Origin of the sequence: Pedobacter psychrotolerans (assembly GCF_004340665.1) — a bacterium.
GTDB lineage: Bacteria > Bacteroidota > Bacteroidia > Sphingobacteriales > Sphingobacteriaceae > Pedobacter > Pedobacter psychrotolerans.
Window position 1 is genome coordinate 566,916 of the sequence record NZ_SLWO01000001.1, and the last position, 25,032, is coordinate 591,947.

Genomic DNA, 25,032 nt, shown 5'->3' on the forward strand with positions numbered 1-25,032 from the left:
CCTGAAAAGATAAGGGAAATGAAGAACATATTTAACACAACAAAAAACCCGATAGCTTTGCTATCGGGTTTTTTGTTGTATTCATTTAGAAAATGATTATTCAAAATATTCTTTCATTCTCTCGAAGAAGCTTTTGTCATTTTTACCGGGTTGCGGTTTAAAGTTTGGTGATTCACGTAGTTTCTCTAAAATATTACGTTCTTCACTACTTAATGCTTTTGGTGTCCAGATGTTAATATGAATAATTTCATCTCCCCTGTGATAAGAATTTACCTCTGGTAAACCTTTTCCTTTAAGGCGCAATAACTTTCCACTCTGAGTTCCAGGTTCAATTTTAATTTTTGCCTTACCATCAATAGTTGGCACTTCAATGCTTAAACCCAGGGCTGCATCAGCGAAACTTAAGTGCAAGTCATAAACAATATTATTTCCTTCACGCTTTAATGTTTCGTGTGGAGTTTCTTCAATTAAAATAATCAAATCTCCCGGAACGCCGCCGTTTGGAGCAGCATTACCTTTTCCGCTCATGCTTAACTGCATGCCTTCACTTACACCTGCAGGAATGTTAATGGTAATGGTTTCTTCTCCACGCACTACACCCTCACCATGGCAAACATTACATTTTGCAGTGATTTGCTGTCCGCTACCATTACATGTTGGGCAGGTAGATGCAGTTTGCATCTGGCCCAAAATAGTATTGGTTACGCGTCTTACCTGTCCGCTACCACCACAAGTACCACAAGTACTTACAGATGATTGATCTTTGGCACCAGAGCCATCACAGGTTTTACAAGAAATTAGTTTATTTACCTTAATTTTCTTCTCTGCACCATGTGCAATTTCTTCCAGCGTTAATTTAACTTTAATGCGGAGATTGGAGCCTTTCGCTACACGACGACCGCCACGTTGCTGGCCACCGCCACCACCGCCAAAAAAGCTTTCAAAAGGATTATGCCCACCAAAAATATCTCCAAAATTACTGAAGATATCATCCATGTTCATATTGCCGCCGCCATAACCACCAGATGCACTGCTGCCAACTCCGGCATGACCAAACTGATCATAACGTTGTTTCTTTTCAGCACTGCTTAAAACTTCGTAAGCTTCTGCTGCTTCTTTAAATTTATCTTCTGCGGCCTTATCGCCAGGATTCTTATCCGGGTGATATTTAATGGCCATCTTCCGATAGGCTTTTTTTATCTCATCAGCTGCGGCACTTTTGCTAACGCCTAATACATCGTAATAATCTCTTTTACTCATCTTCTTTTTAAAATGATTGAATTATTGAACGATTGAATTAGAGAATGTATAAACCATTCAGTCACTCGATCATTCTACATTCAATAATTAATTTACGCGCCTACTACAACTTTAGCAAAGCGAATTACATTATCGTTAAGGGTATAGCCTTTTTCCACTTCATCAATTACTTTTCCTTTTAAATCCTCGGTAGGAGCAGGGATATTGGTGATGGCTTCATGGAAATCTGTATTAAATGGCTCATTAATGCTTGATACATCTTTTAGGCCTTTTTGTGCTAGTGTGTTTTTTAGTTTGGTGCTTACCAAAAGGATACCTTCTTTAACAGGTGCAACATCTGCAGCGGTTTCCATTGCTTTTAAAGCACGATCAAAATCATCCAGAACTGGTAATAATGATACAATTACGTCTTTTCCGGCAGTTTGTAACAGCTCTACACGTTCTTTTTGTGTACGGCGTTTATAGTTATCAAACTCAGCATATAACCTTAAATATTTATCATTAAGCTGTTGAACTTCTGCTTGCAATTTTTCTTCTGCCGATAATTCAGGAGCTTCCGCTGTCTCATTTACAGTCGCATCAGTTTGTTCTGCATTTTCAACTGGGTTTTCTGATGTATTTTCAGGATTCACTATATTTTCGTCTTTATCGTTATTTTTCTTCTTATTAAACATAATATACAGGCTGAATTTTTTGTGTTAATGTCAACTATTTTGCCATTATGGTAAATCAGCCAAGCTGGCAGATTTATTTGAAGTAATCTGAACAGATTGACAGGGGAGGTAAGAATGTAGATTTTAGAGATACGATTTTGGCAGGAAAGAGATCGTTGATTTTGAAAATTAGAATTACGATTTTAGCTTCAGAATTAATCTTAAATAGGCTAAAATCGTAATTCTTTACAAATCTAATCTCTAAGCGATTTGTGCGCCTTCTAATATGGCACCATTTTCACATTTAATAATGCGTGATGGGAAGGTGCGGATAATGTGATAATCATGTGTAGCCATTAAAACGGCTGTTCCTGCCTGGCAAATTTGCTTTAACAGCGTTACAATTTCTTCAGATGTTTCCGGGTCTAAATTCCCTGTTGGCTCATCGGCAAGAATAATTTCGGGATCATTTAACAGTGCTCTGGCAATTACGATCCGCTGTTGCTCGCCACCTGAAATTTCATGGGGCATTTTTTTAATTTTTGAACGTAAGCCTACTTTATCCAATACATCTTTAATCCGCTCATTAATTAATTTCGCATCTGTCCAGCCGGTGGCTTTTAAAACAAATTCCAGGTTTTTTTCAATGGTACGATCGGTTAGTAATTGGAAATCCTGAAAAACTACACCTAATTTACGGCGTAAAAAAGGCACCTGGCTTTCTTTCAAATTTTTCAGATCAAAACCGGCAATATTTCCCTCACCATTACCAATGTGTAAATCGCCATATAATATCTTCAATAAGCTACTCTTACCAGAACCGGTTTGGCCGATTAAAAAAATGAACTCATCTTTTTCGATATGTAAATTTACGTTAGAAAGTACCAAGTGTTTCTGTTGAAAAACATCAACATTACTTAAGTGAATTACTGCGTTTCCTGCCATTTTATATTTCTAATTTTGCAATCTGCCCAAAAGGCAAATCTTTAATCATTTCCATAATGTAATCTTGTTTCTCTGCCAGCCCTAATTTTTCTAAGGACTTATCTGGTCTGTCTACCCGAAAATATGCCAAGAGCGTAAATTTATCATCTCTTAATTGCACATAATCTGGAATTTTGGCGATGCCTTTAACTTTAACGATATACATTGTTTTCAAAAATAACTATTTAAGCTGAAAGCTGAAAGGCAAAAGATGATAGGGCTGAGTATTCCTATGGTATTCAAGAAAACAGATTTATGCCAGTTTATTTAAAAATTGTACTGTATCTACATTATCAGCATAATCCCAAAGCTTAGGGTGCTGACTTTCACCGAATTGAAATTTTGGCAGACTTATATCAGCTTTTGAAATGATGCACTGAATGTTTTCAGCTTGTGCTGCTAACTCATTTTCAACTGTGGCCAGATGTTCATATTCCTGATAAAATAAAACCGCAAGTGGCGAGGTGAGTTGCTCATCTTCCTTTAGCAACAGAAATCCATTGTCAAAGTGTTTAGCCATATTTACCAGGTAAATCGACTTATTGTAGTCGTAATTATTTTGATATTTAAAATGATTGATGATGTTTTGATAACTTTCAATTCCTTCGTAGAATTTGGCGATATCGTATCCTTTAGGGTAATAAAGCTTTGAAACATTTCTGCAGCCCAGTCCAAAATAATCGAAAATGTCAGCACCCAGATTATGAATATCTTCCTGACTTTCAGTTCCATCAAGAACTGCAACACTATTCCTGTTTTTTCTGATGATGTTAGGCACTTTACTGAAGTAGTAATCAAAATATCGTGAGGAATTGTTGCTTCCAGTAGCAATTACTGCATCAAAATCCTTCAGCCTTTCTACGTATTCAATTTTGTCAGTGAACGCAGGTTCAATAGCTATTAATTCAGAAATTATTGTTTTAATTAATTTATCATCTGACGAGGATAGCTTGATGAGTGCTATATTCCCAGTGGCTAACACGCATAATACATCATGAAAACCGACCAAGGGGATATTACCTGCAAGGATTAAACCGATTTTTTTTGCTGATGAAGTAAACTGAATAGTTTCAAACCATTGATCTACATCTGCATCATTTAACATTTCGGAAAAAGATAAAATAGCTTTTTCTATATTTTCTAAAGTAAACCAGGCATTGCTGTTTTGTACCTGGTAGATGGAGTCTCCTAAAACATCAGTAGGATGAGCAAGTTTTTTGCCAAGTGTTTTGAATGCAATTATTGCTTTTTCCTGTGTTAAAACTGACATATTTAGAATTATTATTAATTGATTATATCTTATATTTGCAGCGCAAAGGTAAACTAAGCAAAAGAATTAGACGAAGACATGGCGATTAAAATAACAGATGAGTGTATAAATTGTGGGGCTTGTGAACCGGAATGCCCTAATAACGCAATTTACGATGCCGGTACTGCTTGGCGATTTTCTGATGGTACGAATTTAGATGGTATCATTGATTTTGGTAATCAACAAATAGAGGCTGATTCCGCACAGGAGGCTGTTTCTGATGAGGTTTATTATATTGTATCTGATAAATGTACTGAGTGTAAAGGATTTCATGATGAACCTCAATGTGCAGCGGTTTGCCCGGTAGATTGTTGTGTGGATGATGAAGATATCCGCGAAACTGAAGAAGAATTACTAGCTAAAAAGGCCTGGTTACATCAGGAGGGTTAAGCTAGAAAAAAATATAATGTGAAGGCGCTTTTTGCGCCTTTTTTATTTAAAGATATTTCATAATTTTCTGAATTCTTTCTTCTACACTAAAATCTCCTCTAATTTCCAATACTTCTCTATTCAAACCCTTTATCCAGTCTTCGTGTACTTTTAAAGATCTGCCTGTGAAGCCTGATTCCTTCGGATCAATATCATATTGGGCTGCCCATTCCATAAACTCATTATACTTTTTGATGCGTTCAGGATCATCATAAATGGCTGATCCATATCTTTCAAACTCTCTTTCTTTCAGTCTTCTCATTCTTACTTCAGGTGGAATCCAGAGGAATACAATCAAATCAAATTCGGGAAATACATTGTTGCCCCAGCTTACGCTCGACCCGCCAAAAATCCAATGATCAGTCTCTGTTAAAGCTGCTTTAATAAGTTGATTTCTTTCAATAGGATCGCGTTTTGATATAAAAGGTGGATCAGTAGGCAGCCAAAAATACTGATCACTATCGAAATAGGGAATATTTAACTTTTTGCCGAGTGCATTGCCAAGAGTGGTCACACCGGAAGCAGAAGCCCCAAATAAATGAATTTTCATTTTGTTTGATTGGAAAACTTAATCTTAAACATCGCATTTATTTGGGACATTCCAAAAGAATAAAAACAGGTTTACAGGCAAATGGCACTGCTTTGCAAAACAGATTCAATATTATCCTTTAGATTTTAAATCATTTCCAATACTTCAATTATTTAGCATCTTGATAAATTAATGCTTTGAACTGATTAGGCAATTGTCCGTGAGATAATGGTGATTGCTGAACGTAAATTTGCGCTGTCATTTTCTTTTGAGGATCTACCCAATAAGTTGAACCAAAAAATCCTCCCCATCCATAAGAACCTGCTGTTTGTCCAAATTTTTTACTTCCCTTATCCGAAACAATTTCAAAACCCAGCCCGAAATAATTATCTCCGAATGGGATACTGCCAATTTGATTTTTCGTCATTAAGGCTACGCTATTTTTTGATAGAATTCTTTTACCCTTGTATTCGCCACCATTTAAAAGCATTTGCAAAAAGATTCCATAATCTTTAGAGGTAGAAACCAAGCCAGCGCCACCTGCAAAATAACCATTCTCATTGATGGGGTAATTAATGGTTGATCCATTTACCGCGCCATCCTTCCAGGATTTAACTTCTTTGGTTTTTGGATCTTCGGTGTAAACGGATGATAATCTTGACTGTTTATTTTTAGGCAAAGCGAAATAAGTGTCGTTCATGCCCAGCGGAATGAAAATTCTCTGTTTAAAAAACTGATCAAGATTTAAACCTGAAGTTACTTCCACTAACCTGCCTAATACGTCCATTCCCAAGCTATATTGCCATTTTTGGCCAGGCTCAAATGAAAGTGGAAGTTTACCTAATTTATCAATATCGGTTTTTAAGTTTTTTTTATGATTAACAAATCCTGCTGAAATATCTGCCTTTGCATAAATGGCCTGCATTTCAGGAGAGCCAATTTGCGCATATCCAAGTCCGGAGGTATGGGTGAGCAATTCACGAATAGTGATTTCGCCTTTTGCAGGCCTGGTGGTATAAGTGGAATCTTTCGGATTGAACTTATCTAAAATTTTAGGATTTTTAAAGGTTGGGAGGTATTTGGAAATGGGATCATCCAATGAAAATTTTCCTTCCTCCAACAGCATCATTACCGCAACACTGGTAATCGCTTTGGTTTGTGAGGCTATTCTTAGAATGTCATCAGTTTTAAATGGCCTTCCCACCTGATTGCCAAATGCCTTGTTGTAAACCGTTTTTCCATCAATGGAAATGTTTGCGGTAATTCCTTTTATCCAACCGCTATCTAAGTATTGTTTAAAGAGTTGATCAATTTGACGGATCTTTTTTTCAGAAACGGAAAAAGAAGTACTGTTGGTTTGCGCCTGTACTAACTGGCAGGTAAATAATACAAACAGGACAGGGAAGTAAAATAGTTTTTTCATTTTTTTAAATTATTCAGCAGCTACGTCCCATTTATTTGGAATAATCAATACCGGACATGCAGATTTTCTGGCCACATGCTCGGCCACACTGCCCATTAAAAAATGATATAAACCAGTTCTGCCGTAAGTTCCGATAACGATCAGGTCGGATCCCCATTCATCTGATTGCTGGATAATACCATGAGCAGCAGTGTCTACCACACTCAAATAGGTTGTCTGGATGCCGTTACCATATTTATTTTCAATTTCCTTAAGTAGGATATGGCTATTCTCTTCACTGTTATCATAGGTTTCTAAAAATACAGGCGCTAAGGTTAAATCGGGATTCACATTAGCAGGAACGGGTTCTATAATATTAACCAGTGCCACTTCAGCCTGAAATTTTTCAGCCATATCATAACCAGTTTTAGCTGCTTTTTCTGAACAGGTACTGTTATCCACAGCAATTAATATTTTCTTAAAATTCATATCTGAAAGATTAAATAATCATCATAAAAATAACAAATTTAGGGTCTAAATGTTAGACAATTGATTAATTTATTAGTTTTACAGATATCTTATACGATCATAACCAGATGGAAAATCAATATGGAATTTGTAGGGTTGCTGTAGCACCTTTAAGAGCTGAACCTTCAGATCAAGCAGAAATTGTTTCTCAGCTCTTATTTGGTGATCATGTAGAAATTCTTCAAAGAGATGAGCGCTGGTGGCTCATTCAAAATGGATATGATGGATATCAGGGTTGGATGGATTTCAGGCAACTGGCTACAATTACCCAGGATCAATTTGTAGACTTGCAGGAATGTAAATGGTTGGCTCCTTTGAGTTTCAATAATACATTAATTGCTAGCGATGGAAGTTTGTATCATCTGAGTCCTGCAAGCAACCTGCCTTACTTAGCGGAAGGGTTTTGCTATGTTGGTCAGGAAAAGTATCAGGTAAATTTCGAACCGCATGATCGAACAAACGTAGATTTTAAGGCGGATGTTGAAACAACGGCGAAGTTTTTTCAAAATATACCGTATTTATGGGGAGGTAGGCACTTGTTTGGGATGGATTGCTCTGGCTTTGTGCAAACGGTTTTTAAACTATTGAATATCAAATTAAACAGAGATGCTTCGCAGCAGGCAGAGCAAGGTGAACTGGTTGGTTTTTTAGCCGAATGTAAGCCTGGAGATGTAGCTTTTTTTGATAATGCAGAAGGAAAAATTACCCATGTAGGTATTATGCTGGGGCCGAATGAGATTATCCATGCCTCAGCAAAGGTAAAGGTAGATCCGATTGATGATGAGGGAATTTTTAATAGAGAATTAGGGATATATAGCCATAAGTTGAGGATTATTAAACGGTTTGTGGAATAGCTTTTTACACCTAAACGGTAGAGAAATCATTGTAAATTTCGTTGTATTTGTTAGTATCAATATTTAGCTTATGGAGCCTAAAGTTAGAAAAATGGCAATGGTTGTTAATAGAGTTAAAATGGAGGATGAAGATGAACTTGATGTTCTTTTTTGGTTGAATCAACCTGTTTTAGCACGTCTGGAAACTGTGGTTTCGTTACGTAAAATTACTTCACATGGCTTAATGGCTCCTTCCCTGATAAGATAATAAGAGTTGTAAATAGAAGGAAACTGTAATGTTTGAGCAGGATTTTATTGAACTCTTAAATGCACACAATATTGAATATATTGTTGATTGGAGCTCAATATTGCTGTTTTGAAAAGAAAAAAACTTAATTTTCCATCTCCCAAACCATTACTTTTCTGTCATCTCCAGTAGAAATCAAAAACTTCCCATCACTGCTCCATATGATTTTATTGATGGAATGCGAATGGCCAATACCAGTTTTTTCTAGACTTAATATTTTATATAGTTTAAAACTTTCTGCATCCCAAAGTTTAATGCTTTTATCCTGACTGCTCGTTGCAAAGTAAGGTAGGATAGGATGGAAGGCGATATCATATACGGTAAACATATGCGCGGGAATAGTTTGAGTCAATTCGTAGCCAGGTAAAGTCCAAATTTTCAATTGCGCATCTCTGCTACCAGAAATCAAATAGTTTCCATTGGGATGATATGCCAAAGAAGTGACCGGTAAGTTGTGGCTATCTAAATTTTGCTTAACGCTATAATCGGCTAAGTTGTAAATCTTGATTAGATGATCTTTGCAGCCAAAAGCAATTTCCGTTTCATCTGAAGAAATCGCAATTGCTCTAACTGTATCATATGCCGCCTGAAAACGATAAATTTCTGTAAAATCATTTAATGACCAAACTGCGACAGTACCATCTTCACCTGTTGTTAGCAATTCGTTTTTACTTTTAATCGTTTGAATATTGAAGATGGGCTTGGTATGGGCGTTAATTCTGAAGATTATTTTTTCTTCTTTGAAATCATAAACACTGAAAGCACCACTACGCTCTCCAACAAAAAGCTGTTTGTTATAATAATGCAAATAATAAACAGAGCTCTGTACAGGCATTTTAACCTTTACGAAAGCCATTGTTGCCAGCGACCATTCTACAACACCTTTATCATTCCCAGCACTAAAGAATGTTTCATCCTGATCTGAATTTGCTAAAGCATAAATAGGATTTTGATGGCCAGAAAGGGTTTTGAGGTGCTTAAGCATATTTAATTTAAGGATGGAAGGTTGAAGGATAGAAGGTTGAAGGTTGAAGGTTGAAGGTTTTTGGCAAATCGCCTTATGTCCCCATCTTTTTTTCCTATTGTTTCTTTTTTATAAGGCTTGGTTAGGGGTTTTTTCCAAAGATCTGCGTGGTTAGAGATTCTGAACCTTACACCCCTCAACCTTCCAGCCTTCTACCTTATTAATGTCTCTTTTCTAAATTTTTCGCAATATCCTGAATTGATAAACCTTTTTCTTTTAATAAAAATAGCAGATGAAAAACTAAATCAGATGCTTCACCTATTAATTCCTCTTCCGTTTCAGCAAGTGCGGCGATAACTGTTTCTACACCTTCTTCACCAACTTTCTGCGCAATTTTGTTTAAACCTTTGCTTCGCATCTTATTGATGTACGATCCTTCAACAGGGTTTTCATAGCGATCATTAATGATATTTTCCAGTTCAAAAATGAAATTCTGATTAAACTCAGTTTTAAAGCAGCTGCGGCTACCTGTATGGCAGGTTGGTCCAATGGCATCTGCTTTGATTAAGATGGTGTCGTTATCACAATCAACAAAAAGCTCTTTTACGTAAAGAAAGTTATTGCTGGTTTCTCCTTTTGTCCACAAGCGGTTTTTGGAGCGGGAAAAGAAGGTTACTTTACCGTCAGCTTGCGTTTTTTCTAAAGCTTCCGCATTCATATAGCCTAGCATTAGAACCTCCAGGGTTTTATGGTCCTGAATAATTACAGGAAGTAGGCCAGCTGTTTTATCCCAATCAAGGGAGTTTATGTCGATATTCATTTTTATGATGTTGCCTTCATTGCGAGGCACGAAGCAATCTTGAGCAAAATAGATTGCTTCGTGCCTCACAATGACGAGTGTATTTAGTAATTTATAATCTTACGGGGATTCCATGTCCTCGCAACTCTTTCTTTAAATCAGGTATCAGGATTTCGCCATAGTGAAATACAGATGCTGCTAATGCGGCATCTACATTGGCTTTTTGAAAAACCTCTGTAAAGTGTTCCATGCTGCCCGCACCACCCGATGCAATAATCGGAATGTTGATCATTTGGTTAATCCGGCCTAACAAACCACAATCAAAACCTGCTTTAGTGCCATCATGATCCATGGAGGTTAATAAAATTTCTCCTGCACCTAAATCTTCTGCCTGCTTAATCCAGTTTTCAGTTTCCAGTTCAGTAATTAATCGTCCGCCATTTAAGTGAACCATATTTTTACCATCAACATATTTGGTATCTACGGCTAAAACCACAAACTGAACACCAAAAGCTTTGGCCAGTTCTTCAATAAGCTTTGGATTTCTTACCGCTGCAGAATTGATGCTGATTTTATCAGCACCAGCATTTAGTAAAGCTTCTGCATCAGCAATTTCTGTAATGCCACCGCCAATGGTAAAGGGAATATTTAACTGGCGTGCAACAGATTTCACCATTTCAATCATCGTTTTACGACGTTCATGGGTGGCAGTAATATCTAGAAATACCAGTTCATCTGCACCTTGTTGTGCGTATTGTGCTGCAAGTTCAACCGGATCGCCGGCATCACGTAAATCAACAAAGTTTACGCCTTTAACCGTGCGTCCGTCTTTTACGTCGAGACAGGGGATTATTCTTTTACTCAGCATCTGCTTGATTTTTCGTCATTGCGAGGCACGAAGCAATCTAATAAGAGAGATTGCTTCGTGTCTCGCAATGACGATTTATGTTAAGATTTTTTAAATTGAACTCAACGCCTTCAAATTCCACTCCTTAATCTCTTCAATGGTGATTCTATCTTCGTAAATGGCTTTTCCAACTACCACGCTTCTAATTGGGTATTTAGCCAATTCATCAATATCTTCCATTGAACTCACACCGCCTGATGCAATTAATTTAATCATTGGAGAATGCTCCAGCAGTTTTTTATACAATTCAACAGCTGCACCACCTAACTTTCCATCTTTGCTAATATCCGTACATAAGAAACGGAAAAAGCCCAATGCCAGGCATTTATCTACATAATCCATTAATTTGATTGGAGAACTTTCCATCCAGCCTGAATATTTAATCACTTCATCTAAAACATCGATGGCAATTACAATGCGGTTGGCATAATCGTCTTTTTTAGCGAAAGCTTCACTTAACTGCTGTAAAAAGTCGGGATTAGTAATGGCCTGTGTGCCTACAATTACCCGGTGAATTCCTGCATCGAGCAAATTTGTAACCTGCTCAATAGTACGAATACCTCCGCCATACTGTACCTTCATCTCGGTTTTTTTGATGATTTCAAACAGCGATTTCTGATTACTAAAATCACCTTTAGCACCATTTAAATCAATAATATGGATGAAATCTGTTCCGTTAGAACGGTATTTTTCTATCATGTCGGCAATAGAAACATCATACTCAGTTTTCTGATTGTAATCACCTTCACGAAGGCGAACAACTTTTCCATCCAGAATATCAATAGCAGGGATTATGTACATTTTATAAGCTTAAGTTTGAAAAATTTTTTAATATCTGTTCGCCAGCTTTGCCCGACTTTTCGGGATGGAACTGAACGCCATAAAAGTTATCCTTTTGCACTGCTGCTGAGAACCTTAATCCGTATTCCGCAGATGCAATGTCAAAAGTAGGGTTATATTCAATAAAGTACGAATGCACGAAGTAAAATTGTTCATTATCTTCAATACTTTGAAATAGAGAATTGTTTTTGTGCTGCACCGCATTCCAACCCATATGTGGAATTTTGATATTCAATGACTTATCGAATTTTTTAGTCTTCAACGGAACGATATCTAATAAAGCAGCGTCCCCTTCTTCAGAATGCTCGGTAATTAGCTGCATACCTACGCAGATACCCAAAACCGGTTTGGCTAATGCTTTTATTGCTTTTATTAATCCGGTATTCTTTAATTTCTCCATTGCTGCACCTGCGTGACCCACACCAGGAATGATGATATGGCTGTATTTTTCCAAATCCGCTTCAGTATTCACCATTCCATATTTTACGTTCAAGCGCTCTAAAGCTGCGGTAAGGGAAAAAATATTGCCAGCACCGTAATTTACTATTCCAATCATATTAGTGTTAAGTAGTTGGTATTGAGTATCAGAACAAGATCTTTATTTTTCTTTCTAAAATTTGAAAAGCAATGTCAGTTTTTCATGGGTACTGTAGTCCTGCTATTTATTGCAAGTTTTTTAATTACAGCAACCCTGAAAATGCTATCATGCTGAGGTACGAAGCACCTGCAATCCATGAAACAGATTCTTCGTGCCTCAGCATGGCAGAGATTAAAAAACTTTCCACTACTATCAGGTTTATTTAATAATGTTTGTGCATTTAAACCCTATGCCTTCAACCTTATAGCATTCCCTTTGTACTCGGCAACACCATTTTCTCTGCATCACGCTTGATGGCCATTTTAATTGCTTTTGCAAATGCCTTAAAGATAGCTTCAATTTTATGATGTTCGTTATCTCCTTCGGCTTTAATGTTCAAATTGCATTTGGCCGCATCGCTAAAAGATTTAAAAAAGTGATAAAACATCTCTGTAGGCATATCTCCAACTTTCTCTCGCTTAAATTCAGCATTCCATACAATCCAATTGCGCCCACCGAAATCAATGGCTACCTGTGCCAGGCAATCATCCATTGGCAGGCAGAAGCCATAACGTTCAATGCCGAGCTTGTTACCTAAACCTTTGGCAAAAGCCTCTCCAAGGGCAATCCCGGTATCTTCAATGGTGTGGTGTTCATCAATGTGAAGATCACCTTTGGCGATAATTTCTAAATCAACACTGCCATGTCTGGCAATTTGATCAAGCATATGATCGAAAAAATTCAAACCCGTTTCGATTTTGGCTTTTCCCGTTCCGTCTAAATCTACATTAATGGTGATGTCGGTTTCATTCGTTTTACGAACATGGTTGATTTTCCTGCTACCTGCCTTCAACAAGTTATAGATATCTTCCCATTTCTGGGTTTCTAAAATGATAATGTCGAGCAAAGTTTCATGTTTGTCTAAAGCCTCGGTAGAACCCAGCGCATCATTCTGGCGGAGAAAAATTGCTTTTGCTCCAAGATTCTTGGCCAACACCACATCATTTAAACGATCGCCAATGACGTAAGAATTTTTTAAATCGTAATCTTCGCTGAAATATTTTGTCAATAATGCGGTTCCGGGTTTACGGGTAGGTGCATTGTCTTTTGCAAAAGTTCTGTCAATGATAACTTCACTAAAGTTTACACCCTCACCTGCGAAAGTATCTAGCATAAAATTATGTATCGGCCAGAAATTTTCTTCCAGATTTGATGGTGTTCCTAAGCCATCCTGATTGGTTACCATAACCAATTCATAATCCATTTCATTAGCAATTTTAGACAAGTAATAAAGCGAGCGGGGATAAAATTTTAACTTCGCAAAACTGTCTACCTGTTCATCATCTGGTTCGATGTTTAGCGTACCATCCCGATCTATAAATAATACTTTTTTCATGATATGTTTTTTAGCACATTTAATAAATGATCATTCTCTTCTTTTGTGCCTACAGTGATGCGTAAACATCCTTCACATAATGTCACTTTTGAACGATCACGAACGATGATTCCCTGGCCAACCAAAGTGTCGTAAATTTTGATAGCATCTGTTACCTCAACCAAGATAAAATTTGCATCGGATGGGTATACTTTTGTAACGATTTTAAGGTCATTTAATGCGTCAGATAATTGTTGTCTTTCGGCAACGGATTCTTTGATCCAATCGTTCACTTGATCGATATTTTTTAATGCTTCAAAAGCTAAATCCTGAGTGGCCTGATTGATGTTATATGGTGGCTTAATTTTGTTTAAAATATCAATCACTTTTCTCGAAGAAAATGCCATTCCCAAACGCAAAGCTGCGAGGCCCCAAGCCTTAGAAAAAGTTTGTAATATTACAAGGTTTGCATACTCGGTTAGCTCCTGAATAAAGGTTTTTTGTCGGGCATAATTAATGTAAGCTTCGTCTACTACAACCAGACCTTTAAAGTTGGCTAAAATGGTTTCAATATCTTCGCGATTTATAGAATTTCCCGTTGGATTATTGGGCGAACAAATGAAGATTAATTTGGTGTTTTGATCAATCGTTTCCGCAATTTTTTCCATGTCCAATTGGAAGTTTGGAAGCAAGCTTACTTTACGAATTTCTATGTCGTTTATGTTAGCCGAAACTTCATACATACCATAGGTTGGTGGAAGCACAATTACATTGTCTTTTCCTGGATTACAAAATGCACGAAACAGTAAATCGATGGCTTCATCACTTCCATTTCCTAAAAAGGTGTTTTCAATTGGTACACCTTTAATTTTACTGATGGCATCTTTCAAATCTAGCTGTAAAGGATCAGGGTAGCGGTTGTAGTTGGCGGGTAGGGGAGAGCCGTAACTGTTCTCATTGGCATCTAAAAACACTGATGCCTGTCCTTTAAACTCATCTCTGGCGGTAGAGTATGGTTTAAGGTTCTTTATATTTTCTCTAACTAAATCGTTGATATCCATTTTCTTTTTTTTAAGATTCGAGAGGTGAGATTTGAGATATAAGACAGGGATATGTTTAGTTTCTCAAATCGCACATCTTCTTATATCTTTTTTAATCTAATTGTAATTGCATTCTTGTGTGCTTGCAGTCCTTCAGCAGCGGCTAGTGTCTCAACAGTACGGCCAATATGCTGTAATCCCTCGTTTGAAAGGTGTTGAAAGGTGATTTTTTTAATAAAAGTATCAAGTGAAACACCTGAGTAAGCTTTCGCAAAGCCACTGGTAGGCAGGGTATGGTTGGTTCCTGAGGCATAATCACCTGCACTCTCTGGCGTAAGGTTTCCTAAGAATACTGATCCAGCATTAATGATTGAAGGAATGAGGCTTTCAAATTGATCAGTAGCCAGAATCAAATGCTCTGGCGCATACTGATTCGAAAAGCCCATAGCTGTCTGTAAATCAGCGGTTAATATAGCGTAAGAGTTTGCTATTGCTTTGGCTGCTATATCCTTTCTTGGTAATTCAGCTAGCTGATTTTCAATCTCTTTTAATGTTTCAGCTATAATTTCATTTGAAGTAGAAATTAAAATAGCCTGACTATCAATGCCATGCTCAGTCTGCGCAAGTAGGTCTGCGGCAACAAATGACGGATTGGCAGTCTCATCAGCAAGCACTAAAACCTCAGATGGGCCGGCAGGCATATCAATAGCCACCTTATTTTGAACCATTGTTTTGGCTGTGGTTACATAGCGATTACCTGGTCCGAAAATCTTATATACTTGTGGAATGCTTTCTGTTCCAAATGCCATCGCAGCCACTGCCTGAGCGCCTCCTGCAAGGTATATTTTATCTATACCTAAAAGAATAGCACAGTAAGCCAGGTAGCAATTCGTTTTGCCATCGCTTTGCGGTGGAGAGCAAACAATAATCTCTTTACATCCAGCAATTATTGCAGGTATGGCAAGCATTAAAAATGTGCTCGGTAAGACTGCAGTTCCTCCTGGAATATAAAGGCCAACCTTCTCAATTGCTCTAGATTCACGCCAACAAACCACACCAGGCATGGTTTCCACTTTGTCTTCAATTTTTAACTGTGACTGATGAAATGTTTTAATGTTTTGATAAGCGGTATTGATTGCTTGTTTTGCTTCATCCGGTATGGTTGAGGCAATTGCTTTTAATTCTTCAGCATCTAAAAAAAGTTTTTCCAGCGATACTTTATCAAAGGTTTTTGCAAAATTAAAGAGTGCTTTATCCCCATCTTTTTTTACTGTTTCGATGATGTCTGAGACACGCTCTCCAATCAATTTATCATCTTCAATTTGCCTCGAACAGAGTTCTTCAATTTTTGATTTAGATAAATCTGTATAATTATAGATTTTCAATGTCTTATGTTTTTAAATTAACTATTAGTTAATGTGTTTTTAGATGATTTTATCACTTTTTAGGTGATAATTTTCTCAATTGGCATTACTAAAATTCCTTCTGCACCTGCAGCTTTCAAGCTGTTAATTTTATCCCAGAAATCTTCTTCGGCAATTACAGAATGAACAGCAACCCAATTCGGTTCGAACAAAGGAACTACCGTTGGACTTTTAACACCAGGTAATAAATCAACAACTTTCTGAAGGTTATCTTTTGAAACATTAAGTACCACATATTTATTTGATTTAGCACTTAATACCGAGCGGATTCTTTGGAGTAATTCTGCTACTTCAGGGTTGTCAGCAATTGATTTATTTCCAATTAAAACTGCCTCCGATTGCATCACATCTGCAAAAGGTTTTAACCCGTTACTTTTTAATGTTCCGCCTGTGGAAACGATATCAAAAATGGCATCACTTAATCCTAAACCCGGACCAATTTCTACCGAACCTGAAATGGTTCTGATATCAGATTTTATTCCTTTTTCTTGTAAGAATTTTTCTAGAATTACGGGATAAGAAGTGGCAATGGCTTTTCCATTTAATTCATCCAGATTTTGAATATTACTGGTGGCCTGCACAGCAATTTTTAAGGTGCATTTTCCAAAGCCTAATTTTTGTAAATAACTAACTTCAGCTTTGGTTTCTACGATTACGTTTTCGCCTACAATACCCAAATCGGCAATGCCATCCTGTACGTACTCGGGAATGTCATCATCACGAAGGAAAAGGATTTCTAATGGAAAGTTGGTAACAGTTGATATCAGTGAACTTTTGTAGTTTTCGAAAGAAAGACCACAATTTTTTAATATTTCAACGGATTTTTCGTTTAACCTACCCGATTTCTGGATAGCAATTTTAAGTGTTTTCAAAGTATTGAATATAGAGTGAACAAGAAAGTATTTTACGGAAAAAAAGTTTTGAAGTACAAAACAAACATATCATATCGCCTAACGGCGATGGTGCAAATGTAAGTGATGGTTCAAAGTTAAGTTCATAAATATATTTCTGCCAATATCAATGCTTTAGCTGACTAGCGTTGGCAAATATAGTGTTTGAAATGGTAAATCAAAAAATAATGGCACTTAATTTGCCATTTAAGCTTTAGATAATTAAATCTATTTTGTATTAACTTATTACGTGTTGAAAAACTTTCGCTTTCTAATCATTCCATTTATTATATCTGTTTCAGCCTGTAACTGGTTTAAATCACCACCTGAAATTGGAAAAGTGCTATCAGAACACTTTAAAAACAAGATTTACAAAGACTTTGATACGGTAGCTTATGATAGCGTTTTCGTAAAAACAATGGATAGTCTTGCTAAGGGGTTTATCAATCCGAAGACTGTTAAAGCTTTTTACCTGGAACACAAGGGGTCGCCAGAATTGGTTACAAAATTCTACACTAATGGGGAATTGGATTCCCTTACCGCTTATTTAGACAATAGTAAAGTGCATGGTTTTAATCCTGAAATTTTTAAGGTTAGCCAAATTAAATCGTTATTAAAGGAGCTTTCGGATAACAAGTTTAAGAAAGTTGAAGAAAGTTACCCTGTGATTGCCCGTTTGGAATTACTTTCTGCAAATGCATATTTAAATTATAATAATTTTCTGAAATATGGTGTAGTAAACCCACGAAATATCTTTTCACGGTACTATATTAAAGTAAAACGGCCTGATAGTGCAGGAATGATCAGATTGCTTTCTTCTGAAAATATTCTGGATACCTTAAGGGCAATACAACCATCATCTGTACAATACAAAGCGCTTCAAAAAGCCTTTTTAAATGCAACTGACGAAAATGAGAGACGGATATTGCTCGTAAATATGGAGCGTTTTCGATGGAAAATGCCTGAAACCGGATCCAATTATGTTCAGGTTAATATTCCTGATTTTAAATTAACCTGGTTCGATAAAGCAGACACTGTTATCAGTATGAAAGTTTGCGTAGGTGGAAAGCGTCAAAATGGCTATGAAGAGAAGCTGAAAGCCTTTGCTAAATCGGGCAATTTAGATGATAAACCGAAGAACCATGAGACTCCTATGTTGTTCAGTAAAATAAACTCTATTCAAGCCAATCCGGTGTGGAATATTCCGGTGAGTATTGCGCAAAGTGAGATCTATTGGATGGCTCGAAAAGACCCTTATTATTTATCAAATAGCAACATCAAAGTTTACTATAAAGATAAGCTGATTGGTGAGCCTGATACCATCAATTGGAGTCGGTATTCCAGAGATAAATTGCCCTTTAAATTTAAGCAAGGATCGGGCGGTGGAAATGCCTTAGGGAAGTTTAAATTTATCTTTGATAACAGCTCTAGTATTTATCTTCATGATACCAATAATAAGAATGGTTTTAACCTCAGTAACCGAGCAATCAGCCATGGTTGTGTACGCGTAGAAAAACCTCTAGAATTTGCGGAAAAATTAGTTGGAGACTCCTATACTTATGATAAGTTAAGGGCTGAAGTTGATTTGCCTCCGATCGATAGTACGCATATGAAATGGTATAAAAAAAGGATGGCTGCCAAGGCTGATACATCAAAGTCTTTTCAATTAAAACCTGCTTGGTTCGGACCAAAAAAACAAGTGCCAATCATTATTACCTATATCACCGCCTGGTCTCAAAATGATAAAATTGAGTATCGTCCGGATATATATCAAATGGATGAGAAACTTTGGGTGGCGATGAAGAAATTCAGGTAGTTATTTATACGCTATAAATTAATCAGCGATATATTGTTGAATAGTTTTATAGGGGGTAGACTAAATCTTTCGAATTTATTATTGTTGGCTCGTAAAAGTTATTCAAGTATATAAATTTCTTAACTTTGTGTTGTTTTTACACAAATAAGGAATGATCGATCAAAATATCAAAATAGCTGTTGATGGTATAGTATTTGGCTACGAGAAAGGAATTCTTTACGTATTGGCTGTACAACAACGGTTCGGAAAGCTGACTAATCAATGGGTTCTTCCGGGAGGTTTTGTAAAAGATGATGAGCCATTATTGGCAGCTGTTGAACGCGAACTGAAAGAAGAAGCAGGAATTACGGTTAATTACCTCGAACAACTCCATACTTTTGGTGATGATATTCACAGAGATGATCGGTTTAGGGTAATTTCTGTCGCCTATTTTGCATTGGTAAATCCTCAAAATTTTGTTTTGAAAGCGGATACTGATGCTAAAGATGCCAAATGGTTTCCAGTGAATCAACTTCCGGCTTTAGGCTACGATCACAGCGATATGGTAAAGCTGGCACATCAGCGGTTGAAAAATAAACTCACTTACCAGCCTATAGGTTTTGATCTGTTAGGTGAAGAATTTTTGTTTTCAGATTTGGAGAATTTATACTGCTGCATTCTGGAAAGAGATATCGACAGAAGAAATTTCAGAAAAAAAATTCTGAGTTTCGGAATTGTTAATGAAACAGATAAGGTGGTAAAAATAGGTGCCAGTGGCAGACCAGGCAAGCTTTTTACCTTTGATAAGCTCAAATATAATCAACTGATGAAAGAAAATTTTCAGTTTGATATTAGGTTTGCGTAAAAAAAACACAAATTATTTTTGGATTATAAAAATCATTTATATATTTGTGTAAATAATACGCAAATATATGTTAAATTTAGATCCGAGTTTTACTCCGCTAGGCGAAAACAACTCCATAACCCACAAATCTTTTCTGTTCGCAGGAGGTGAACCACACATTAAAATTGATGGAAATTTCGATCAGAAAGAGCCTGTAACCATTACCCAAAGAATAAATTCTTTTAACGATTTAGGTCTAATCTGCATTACGGTTGATGCTTTGAAAAGAATGGGGGTGAAGGAAATTCACCTTTATATTCCATACTTCCCTGCGGCCAGACAAGATCGGGTGATGATCCCTGGCGAGCCTTTATCTGTAAAAGTATATGCTGATATCATTAACAGCATGGCTTTAGCTAGTGTAACCGTTTTTGATCCACATAGTGAAGTAACACCTGCATTGCTTAATAACTGCATCACCATTTCCAATCATGAATTTATCAAGCAAGTGATTGCTAAAATCGGATCAGAGGTTAAACTTATCTCTCCTGATGGTGGCGCACTGAAGAAAATTTATAAAGTTTCAGAGTTTTTAGGTGGTGCTGAAGTGGTGGAATGTTCAAAAAGCAGAGATGTGAAAACCGGAAGACTATCTGGCTTTAAAGTTTATGCAGATGACCTTGGTGGTGAAGATTGCCTGATTGTTGATGACATTTGCGATGGCGGCGGAACATTTAATGGTTTAGCTGAAGCACTTAAAGCAAAAAATGCAGGTAAATTATATTTGGCCATTAGTCATGGTATTTTCAGCAAAGGCTTTGATGATTTAGGTAAATATTTCGAACAGATTTTTACCACAGATTCCATTAAAGAAGTAGAACATCCGGGCGTAACGCAAATCAAACTTCAGGATATTCAGTAAGCCGGAATTACAATCGCCATTCTCCTCCTTTGGAGGGGTGCCTGGAGGGCGGGGTGGTTAGAAACCGAAAAATAAGATGTTTAAAGGGTATTCTAGTGCTTATTATTAATCAGATCACAGGTTATATATACCAAATCCATATCACATGAAAAGCAAAGTTGTTCAAAGTGCACTGTTTGGTTTAGCCATTGGCGATGCACTTGGTGTACCTGTAGAGTTTCAATCAAGGGTATATCTAACACAAAATCCTGTTGAAGAGATGAAAGGTTATGGAACGCATAATCAGTCCGTTGGAACCTGGAGTGATGATAGCTCCCTCACCTTTTGTTTGGCCGAAAGCCTTTGTAATGGCTATAACCTCGATGATATCGCTCAAAAATTTTTGAAATGGTATAACGCTGATCTTTGGACACCACATGGCAAAGTATTTGATATTGGCATCGCAACCAGTAAAGCCATCAATAAGATCGCCAATGGAACTGATCCCGTTTTATGTGGTGGAAACAACGAAACAGATAATGGAAACGGATCATTAATGCGGATTTTGCCAATGCTCTTTTATCTTCGAAATGAGGATAATCTTCAGGTAATATTCGAGAAGGTTGAGGAAGTTTCTTCCATTACCCATGCACATTTCCGTTCTGTTTTTGCATGCTTTATCTACATCGTTTATGGTTTGGAATTGTTAAAAGGCTGCGATAAAAAAGCCGCATATCAAAACATGAAGGGCACAGTTAAAAAGTTCATCACACAAAATGCTTTCGAACCAAAAGAAATTAATCTCTTTGAAAGGATTTTACAGCGCGATATAGCAAACGTTCCGGAACATGAAATTTATTCATCTGGTTATGTGCTGCACAGCCTTGAAGCCAGTTTATGGTGTGTCCTCACCACGCAAAACTATAAGGATGCAGTGCTGAAAGCGGTTAACCTTGGCGAAGATACCGATACAACGGCTGCAATTGCCGGCGGCCTGGCGGGTTTAATTTATGGTTTTGAATCCATTCCGCAAGAATGGATGAATGTGTTGGTGAAACGGACAGAAATTGAAAACCTTTGTGAACAATTGGATCAAGCATTTATGAGCAAACAGAAATACAGTGTTTCGGCTATTAAGGAAAGCGATGAATTCTTTTTCTTTTGGGAGCATCAGGTACCGGAAGATGGAATACTCACTAAATCTTGTTTAACGCAGTGGTGGGATGCACCTTTTATTGTTGATCAGGTTAATTATAGAACCGCTGAGCATTGGATGATGAGTAAAAAGGCAGAATTATTTAATGATGATATCGTGTTAAATAAAATTTTGGCAGCAACCTCTCCAGAAGAAGTTAAAAAATTAGGTCGGCAGGTTAAAAATTATGATGAAGCGATGTGGTTGGAAAACAGGTATCATATTGTTAAAGAAGGTAACTTCCATAAATTTAGCCAAAATCAGGAACTCAGAGAATTTTTAATCCGTACCGGAGAAAAAGTTTTGGCTGAGGCCAGTCCGGTTGACCTCATTTGGGGGATTGGTTTGGCTGAAGATCATCAAGATGCAACGATTCCAGAAAAATGGAAAGGCTTAAATCTTCTGGGGTTTGCACTGATGGAGGTAAGGGATGAAATGAAACTTAGTGATTTACATGTTGATTTTTAAACTTAATATCTGAACAGTTTCAAATCATTTTTGTTAAAACTAATCTATGAGAACACTAGTAATAGGAGATATTCACGGAGGATTAAAAGGTTTGATCCAGTTATTCGAACGTGCTGAAATCTCAATAGATGACAAGCTGGTTTTTCTAGGCGATTATGTGGATGGATGGAGCGAATCGGCTCAGGTCATTAGTTATCTGATACAATTAGAAAAAAGCTATAACTGCATTTTTATCAAAGGAAACCATGATGCCTGGTGTATTGATTGGCTGGAAGAAGAAATCATTAGTCAGGTTTGGTTTGTTCATGGTGGCCAGTCAACCATGGAAAGCTACCGGGAAATTTCCGATTCTGAAATGCAGGAACATTTGAATTTTTTTGCAAGAATGAAAGATTATTATGTAGATGAAGAAAACAATCTCTTTATTCATGCAGGTTTTTCTTCTATGCATGGCCCTGAAAAAGAGCGTTATTCTTCCAATTATTCTTGGGACAGAACCCTGTGGGAAATGGCGTTAACCATGGACAACAGAATAGAAAAAAATTCTGCAATTTATCCGAAGCGCTTATTGCTTTATAATGAGATCTATATCGGCCATACGCCAACTTTATATTACAATATTGAAGTGCCCATGAACGGATGTAATGTTTGGAACATCGACACCGGTGCTGCTTTTATCGGAAAACTTAGCTGTTTAGATATTCAAACAAAGGCTTTCTGGCAGAGCGATACCCTACAAATCCTTTATCCAAATGAAAAAGGTAGAAATAAACGTTAAATTATAAATATAATATCATGATGAACCCATTATTATTAACAGACGGATACAAAGTAGATCACCGCAGGCAATATCCTGAAAATACAACCTTGGTTTATTCCAATTGGACACCTAGAAAAAGCAGGCTTGAAAATGTTGACCGCATTGTACTGTTCGGTTTGCAATACTTTATCAAAAAATATATTATTGAAGATTTCAATCAGAATTTCTTTAAACAACCTAAAGATGAAATTTTAAAAAAGTACGCCCGCAGGATTAATAATTATCTTGGCGAAAATTTAGTTGGTACGCAACACATTGCTGATTTACACGATTTGGGCTATATTCCAATGGTTTTTAAATCCCTTCCCGAGGGAGCTGAAGTTCCCTTACGTGTGCCCATGTTTACCATGTATAATACGTTACCGCAATTTTTTTGGCTGACTAATTATTTTGAGACATTGCTCTCTGCTGTTGTATGGCTGCCTTGTAATTCTGCTACCATTGCGAAGCAGTATCGGGCAATTATGGATCAATATGCGGCTGAAACCTCATCTGTGCCAGAGTTCGTAGATTGGCAAGGACATGATTTCTCCATGCGTGGCATGGGTGGGATAGAAGCTGCAGTAACTTCTGCGGCAGGACACTTATTAAGTTTTACCGGAACAGATACTATTCCGGCCATTGATTTTCTGGAAACATACTATAACGCAGATTCAGATCACGAATTGATTGGTGGCTCCGTTGCCGCTACCGAGCATTCTGTAATGTGTATGGGTACAAATACCGGTGAGTTGGAAACTTTTAAGCGGTTAATTTTAGAAGTGTATCCAAAAGGAGTTGTGTCTATCGTATCTGATACCTGGGATTTGTGGAAAGTGCTTACTGAATATCTACCTGCCCTTAAAAACGATATTATCAATAGAGAAGGCAAGGTAGTAATTCGGCCAGATTCGGGAGATCCGGTTGATATAATTTGCGGGAATCCGGATGGTAAAGATGAAAACGAGAAAAAAGGTGTAATTGAATTGCTTTGGGACGTTTTTGGTGGCAAAACCAATGATAAAGGCTATAAAGAATTGGTACCACAGATTGGTGCAATTTATGGTGATAGCATTACCACAGACCGGGCTACTCAGATTTGTGAACACTTGAAAGCCAAAGGCTTTGCTTCTACCAATGTCGTTTTTGGGATCGGTTCCTTTACTTATCAGTACAATACCCGTGATACCTTTGGTTTTGCGATGAAAGCTACCTACGGAGAAGTGGATGGCGTTGGACGTGAGATTTTTAAAGATCCCATTACTGATGATGGAACCAAGAAATCGGCTAAGGGGTTATTGCAGATTTTCAAAAATGCTCAGGGCGAGTATGAATTGAAAGATCAATGTACCTGGGCAGAAGAAGCACAGGGTGAATTGAAGGAAGTTTTTAGAGATGGAAACTTATTGATCGATTATTCTCTTGCCGAAATTAGAGAAAGGCTAAAGAATAGTTAACTTCGCCAAGTTTTTACCCGGCTAGTCATCAGATTAGTCGGTTAAATTATGAAAGACACCTTCAAAAAATGCAAGAAAAATCAACTTTCAATCATGGAGCCGATATCGTAAACAGTGCGATCAGATTTACCAACGCATGGTTTAAACAATCTAAAACGATTACGGAAGAGCTGAGCGATTTTTTCATTCTTCCAGGGGGAAAAGTAATGGATAAGCAGGTGATTATCGCCCGGCTTAAAGGTATTTTTGGCCAATCGGATGAGTATGTTGGAGGAAGATATGATATTATAGATACCGATTATGAATTGCTTGATGGTGGCAAGGGGATGGGTTTTGTAGAAGGTGTAGCTGGCTTCAGGGCAGTGCTGAAGAAAGAATCTAAAATTGTAAGTGGTCCTTTTAAGTTATATTTCGCATTGCAAAATGGCCGTTGGAAAATTGTGAATATCGAATTTCCAGGGTTTAGTTATTGATTAACAAAAACAATATAAATTACAAAGAATTTTTAATGCCTTTAATTGTT

Annotated in this window: 27 protein-coding genes; 10 read left to right on the forward strand and 17 right to left on the reverse strand. The window is 37.2% G+C overall.

The genetic code is table 11. From position 1 onward, the window contains the following. Nucleotides 1-96: 96 nt before the first annotated feature. The 5 genes from dnaJ to EV200_RS02470 all read right to left on the reverse strand — a co-directional run bounded on the left by dnaJ (nucleotide 97) and on the right by EV200_RS02470 (nucleotide 4,167). Nucleotides 97-1,260, reverse strand: a complete 1,164-nt coding sequence (gene dnaJ, locus EV200_RS02450; RefSeq protein WP_132529216.1) for a molecular chaperone DnaJ — start codon at nucleotides 1,258-1,260, stop codon at nucleotides 97-99. Nucleotides 1,261-1,352: 92 nt separating this feature from the next. Next, a complete protein-coding gene (locus EV200_RS02455; RefSeq protein WP_132529217.1) occupies nucleotides 1,353-1,934 on the reverse strand; it encodes a nucleotide exchange factor GrpE in 582 nt (193 codons plus the stop codon). A gap of 240 nt (nucleotides 1,935-2,174) precedes the next feature. Next, nucleotides 2,175-2,858, reverse strand: a complete 684-nt coding sequence (locus EV200_RS02460) for a cell division ATP-binding protein FtsE (RefSeq protein ID WP_132529218.1) — start codon at nucleotides 2,856-2,858, stop codon at nucleotides 2,175-2,177. 1 nt (nucleotide 2,859) lies between these two features. Further along, nucleotides 2,860-3,063, reverse strand: a complete 204-nt coding sequence (locus EV200_RS02465) for a fructose-6-phosphate aldolase (protein WP_088302050.1) — start codon at nucleotides 3,061-3,063, stop codon at nucleotides 2,860-2,862. Between the two features lie 87 nt (nucleotides 3,064-3,150). Beyond that, a complete protein-coding gene (locus EV200_RS02470) occupies nucleotides 3,151-4,167 on the reverse strand; it encodes an acyl-CoA reductase (protein ID WP_132529219.1) in 1,017 nt (338 codons plus the stop codon). Nucleotides 4,168-4,245: 78 nt separating this feature from the next. Here EV200_RS02470 and EV200_RS02475 point away from each other — a divergent pair, with 78 nt between their 5' ends. After that, nucleotides 4,246-4,596 (forward strand): 4Fe-4S dicluster domain-containing protein, encoded by a 351-nt coding sequence (locus EV200_RS02475; RefSeq protein WP_132529220.1) that lies wholly within the window; start codon nucleotides 4,246-4,248, stop codon nucleotides 4,594-4,596. Nucleotides 4,597-4,642: 46 nt separating this feature from the next. Here EV200_RS02475 and EV200_RS02480 read toward each other — a convergent pair whose 3' ends face one another. The 3 genes from EV200_RS02480 to EV200_RS02490 all read right to left on the reverse strand — a co-directional run bounded on the left by EV200_RS02480 (nucleotide 4,643) and on the right by EV200_RS02490 (nucleotide 7,055). Continuing rightward, nucleotides 4,643-5,185, reverse strand: a complete 543-nt coding sequence (locus EV200_RS02480) for a P-loop NTPase family protein (protein WP_132529221.1) — start codon at nucleotides 5,183-5,185, stop codon at nucleotides 4,643-4,645. A 148-nt stretch (nucleotides 5,186-5,333) separates the two neighbouring features. Then, complete coding sequence (locus tag EV200_RS02485) at nucleotides 5,334-6,587, reverse strand: serine hydrolase domain-containing protein (protein ID WP_132529222.1); 1,254 nt, start codon at nucleotides 6,585-6,587, stop codon at nucleotides 5,334-5,336. Nucleotides 6,588-6,596: 9 nt separating this feature from the next. Then, a complete protein-coding gene (locus tag EV200_RS02490) occupies nucleotides 6,597-7,055 on the reverse strand; it encodes a universal stress protein (protein ID WP_132529223.1) in 459 nt (152 codons plus the stop codon). 107 nt (nucleotides 7,056-7,162) lie between these two features. On the opposite strand from EV200_RS02490, the gene EV200_RS02495 reads away from it, so the two are divergent. Together EV200_RS02495 and EV200_RS21695 are read left to right on the forward strand one after the other, a co-directional pair. Then, the gene (locus EV200_RS02495; protein WP_132529224.1) at nucleotides 7,163-7,948 is read left to right on the forward strand and encodes a C40 family peptidase; all 786 of its coding nucleotides are present in this window, start codon (nucleotides 7,163-7,165) and stop codon (nucleotides 7,946-7,948) included. Nucleotides 7,949-8,018: 70 nt separating this feature from the next. Continuing rightward, a complete protein-coding gene (locus EV200_RS21695) occupies nucleotides 8,019-8,195 on the forward strand; it encodes a hypothetical protein (RefSeq protein WP_165877842.1) in 177 nt (58 codons plus the stop codon). 124 nt (nucleotides 8,196-8,319) lie between these two features. Here the strand turns inward: EV200_RS21695 and EV200_RS02500 are convergent, their stop codons facing one another. The 9 genes from EV200_RS02500 to hisG form a co-directional block, all read right to left on the reverse strand. Further along, nucleotides 8,320-9,219, reverse strand: coding sequence for a WD40 repeat domain-containing protein (locus EV200_RS02500; RefSeq protein ID WP_132529225.1), 900 nt, complete (start codon nucleotides 9,217-9,219; stop codon nucleotides 8,320-8,322). Between the two features lie 199 nt (nucleotides 9,220-9,418). Next, entirely contained in the window at nucleotides 9,419-10,018 is a 600-nt protein-coding gene (gene hisIE, locus EV200_RS02505; protein WP_132529226.1) for a bifunctional phosphoribosyl-AMP cyclohydrolase/phosphoribosyl-ATP diphosphatase HisIE, read from the reverse strand. 91 nt (nucleotides 10,019-10,109) lie between these two features. Next, nucleotides 10,110-10,865: an imidazole glycerol phosphate synthase subunit HisF gene (hisF, locus tag EV200_RS02510; RefSeq protein WP_132529227.1), complete on the reverse strand. Its 756-nt coding sequence runs from the start codon at nucleotides 10,863-10,865 to the stop codon at nucleotides 10,110-10,112. Nucleotides 10,866-10,955: 90 nt separating this feature from the next. Continuing rightward, nucleotides 10,956-11,705 (reverse strand): 1-(5-phosphoribosyl)-5-[(5-phosphoribosylamino)methylideneamino]imidazole-4-carboxamide isomerase, encoded by a 750-nt coding sequence (hisA, locus tag EV200_RS02515; protein ID WP_132529228.1) that lies wholly within the window; start codon nucleotides 11,703-11,705, stop codon nucleotides 10,956-10,958. A gap of 1 nt (nucleotide 11,706) precedes the next feature. Then, nucleotides 11,707-12,300, reverse strand: coding sequence for an imidazole glycerol phosphate synthase subunit HisH (hisH, locus tag EV200_RS02520; RefSeq protein ID WP_132529229.1), 594 nt, complete (start codon nucleotides 12,298-12,300; stop codon nucleotides 11,707-11,709). 283 nt (nucleotides 12,301-12,583) lie between these two features. Then, the gene (hisB, locus tag EV200_RS02525) at nucleotides 12,584-13,717 is read right to left on the reverse strand and encodes a bifunctional histidinol-phosphatase/imidazoleglycerol-phosphate dehydratase HisB (RefSeq protein ID WP_132529230.1); all 1,134 of its coding nucleotides are present in this window, start codon (nucleotides 13,715-13,717) and stop codon (nucleotides 12,584-12,586) included. After that, nucleotides 13,714-14,757 (reverse strand): histidinol-phosphate transaminase, encoded by a 1,044-nt coding sequence (gene hisC, locus EV200_RS02530; RefSeq protein ID WP_132529231.1) that lies wholly within the window; start codon nucleotides 14,755-14,757, stop codon nucleotides 13,714-13,716. Before hisC ends, hisB begins: the two co-directional genes overlap by 4 nt. Nucleotides 14,758-14,837: 80 nt before the next feature. Next, on the reverse strand, nucleotides 14,838-16,121 hold the full coding sequence (gene hisD / locus EV200_RS02535; protein WP_132529232.1) for a histidinol dehydrogenase: 1,284 nt from the start codon (nucleotides 16,119-16,121) through the stop codon (nucleotides 14,838-14,840). Between the two features lie 59 nt (nucleotides 16,122-16,180). Beyond that, nucleotides 16,181-17,032, reverse strand: a complete 852-nt coding sequence (gene hisG, locus EV200_RS02540; RefSeq protein ID WP_132529233.1) for an ATP phosphoribosyltransferase — start codon at nucleotides 17,030-17,032, stop codon at nucleotides 16,181-16,183. Between the two features lie 268 nt (nucleotides 17,033-17,300). Between hisG and EV200_RS02545 the strand changes: the two genes are divergently transcribed. The 7 genes from EV200_RS02545 to EV200_RS02575 all read left to right on the forward strand — a co-directional run bounded on the left by EV200_RS02545 (nucleotide 17,301) and on the right by EV200_RS02575 (nucleotide 24,982). Beyond that, entirely contained in the window at nucleotides 17,301-18,866 is a 1,566-nt protein-coding gene (locus EV200_RS02545) for a L,D-transpeptidase family protein (RefSeq protein WP_244312940.1), read from the forward strand. A 151-nt stretch (nucleotides 18,867-19,017) separates the two neighbouring features. Then, the gene (locus EV200_RS02550; protein ID WP_188754083.1) at nucleotides 19,018-19,710 is read left to right on the forward strand and encodes an NUDIX hydrolase; all 693 of its coding nucleotides are present in this window, start codon (nucleotides 19,018-19,020) and stop codon (nucleotides 19,708-19,710) included. 67 nt (nucleotides 19,711-19,777) lie between these two features. Beyond that, nucleotides 19,778-20,611 (forward strand): ribose-phosphate diphosphokinase, encoded by an 834-nt coding sequence (prs, locus tag EV200_RS02555; RefSeq protein WP_132529235.1) that lies wholly within the window; start codon nucleotides 19,778-19,780, stop codon nucleotides 20,609-20,611. Nucleotides 20,612-20,756: 145 nt separating this feature from the next. Next, on the forward strand, nucleotides 20,757-22,253 hold the full coding sequence (locus EV200_RS21955) for an ADP-ribosylglycohydrolase family protein (RefSeq protein WP_165877843.1): 1,497 nt from the start codon (nucleotides 20,757-20,759) through the stop codon (nucleotides 22,251-22,253). 46 nt (nucleotides 22,254-22,299) lie between these two features. Then, the gene (locus EV200_RS02565; protein ID WP_132529236.1) at nucleotides 22,300-23,031 is read left to right on the forward strand and encodes a metallophosphoesterase family protein; all 732 of its coding nucleotides are present in this window, start codon (nucleotides 22,300-22,302) and stop codon (nucleotides 23,029-23,031) included. 17 nt (nucleotides 23,032-23,048) lie between these two features. Continuing rightward, complete coding sequence (locus EV200_RS02570) at nucleotides 23,049-24,509, forward strand: nicotinate phosphoribosyltransferase (RefSeq protein ID WP_208864490.1); 1,461 nt, start codon at nucleotides 23,049-23,051, stop codon at nucleotides 24,507-24,509. A 68-nt stretch (nucleotides 24,510-24,577) separates the two neighbouring features. Further along, nucleotides 24,578-24,982, forward strand: a complete 405-nt coding sequence (locus EV200_RS02575; protein ID WP_132529237.1) for a hypothetical protein — start codon at nucleotides 24,578-24,580, stop codon at nucleotides 24,980-24,982. Nucleotides 24,983-25,032 lie beyond the last annotated feature (50 nt).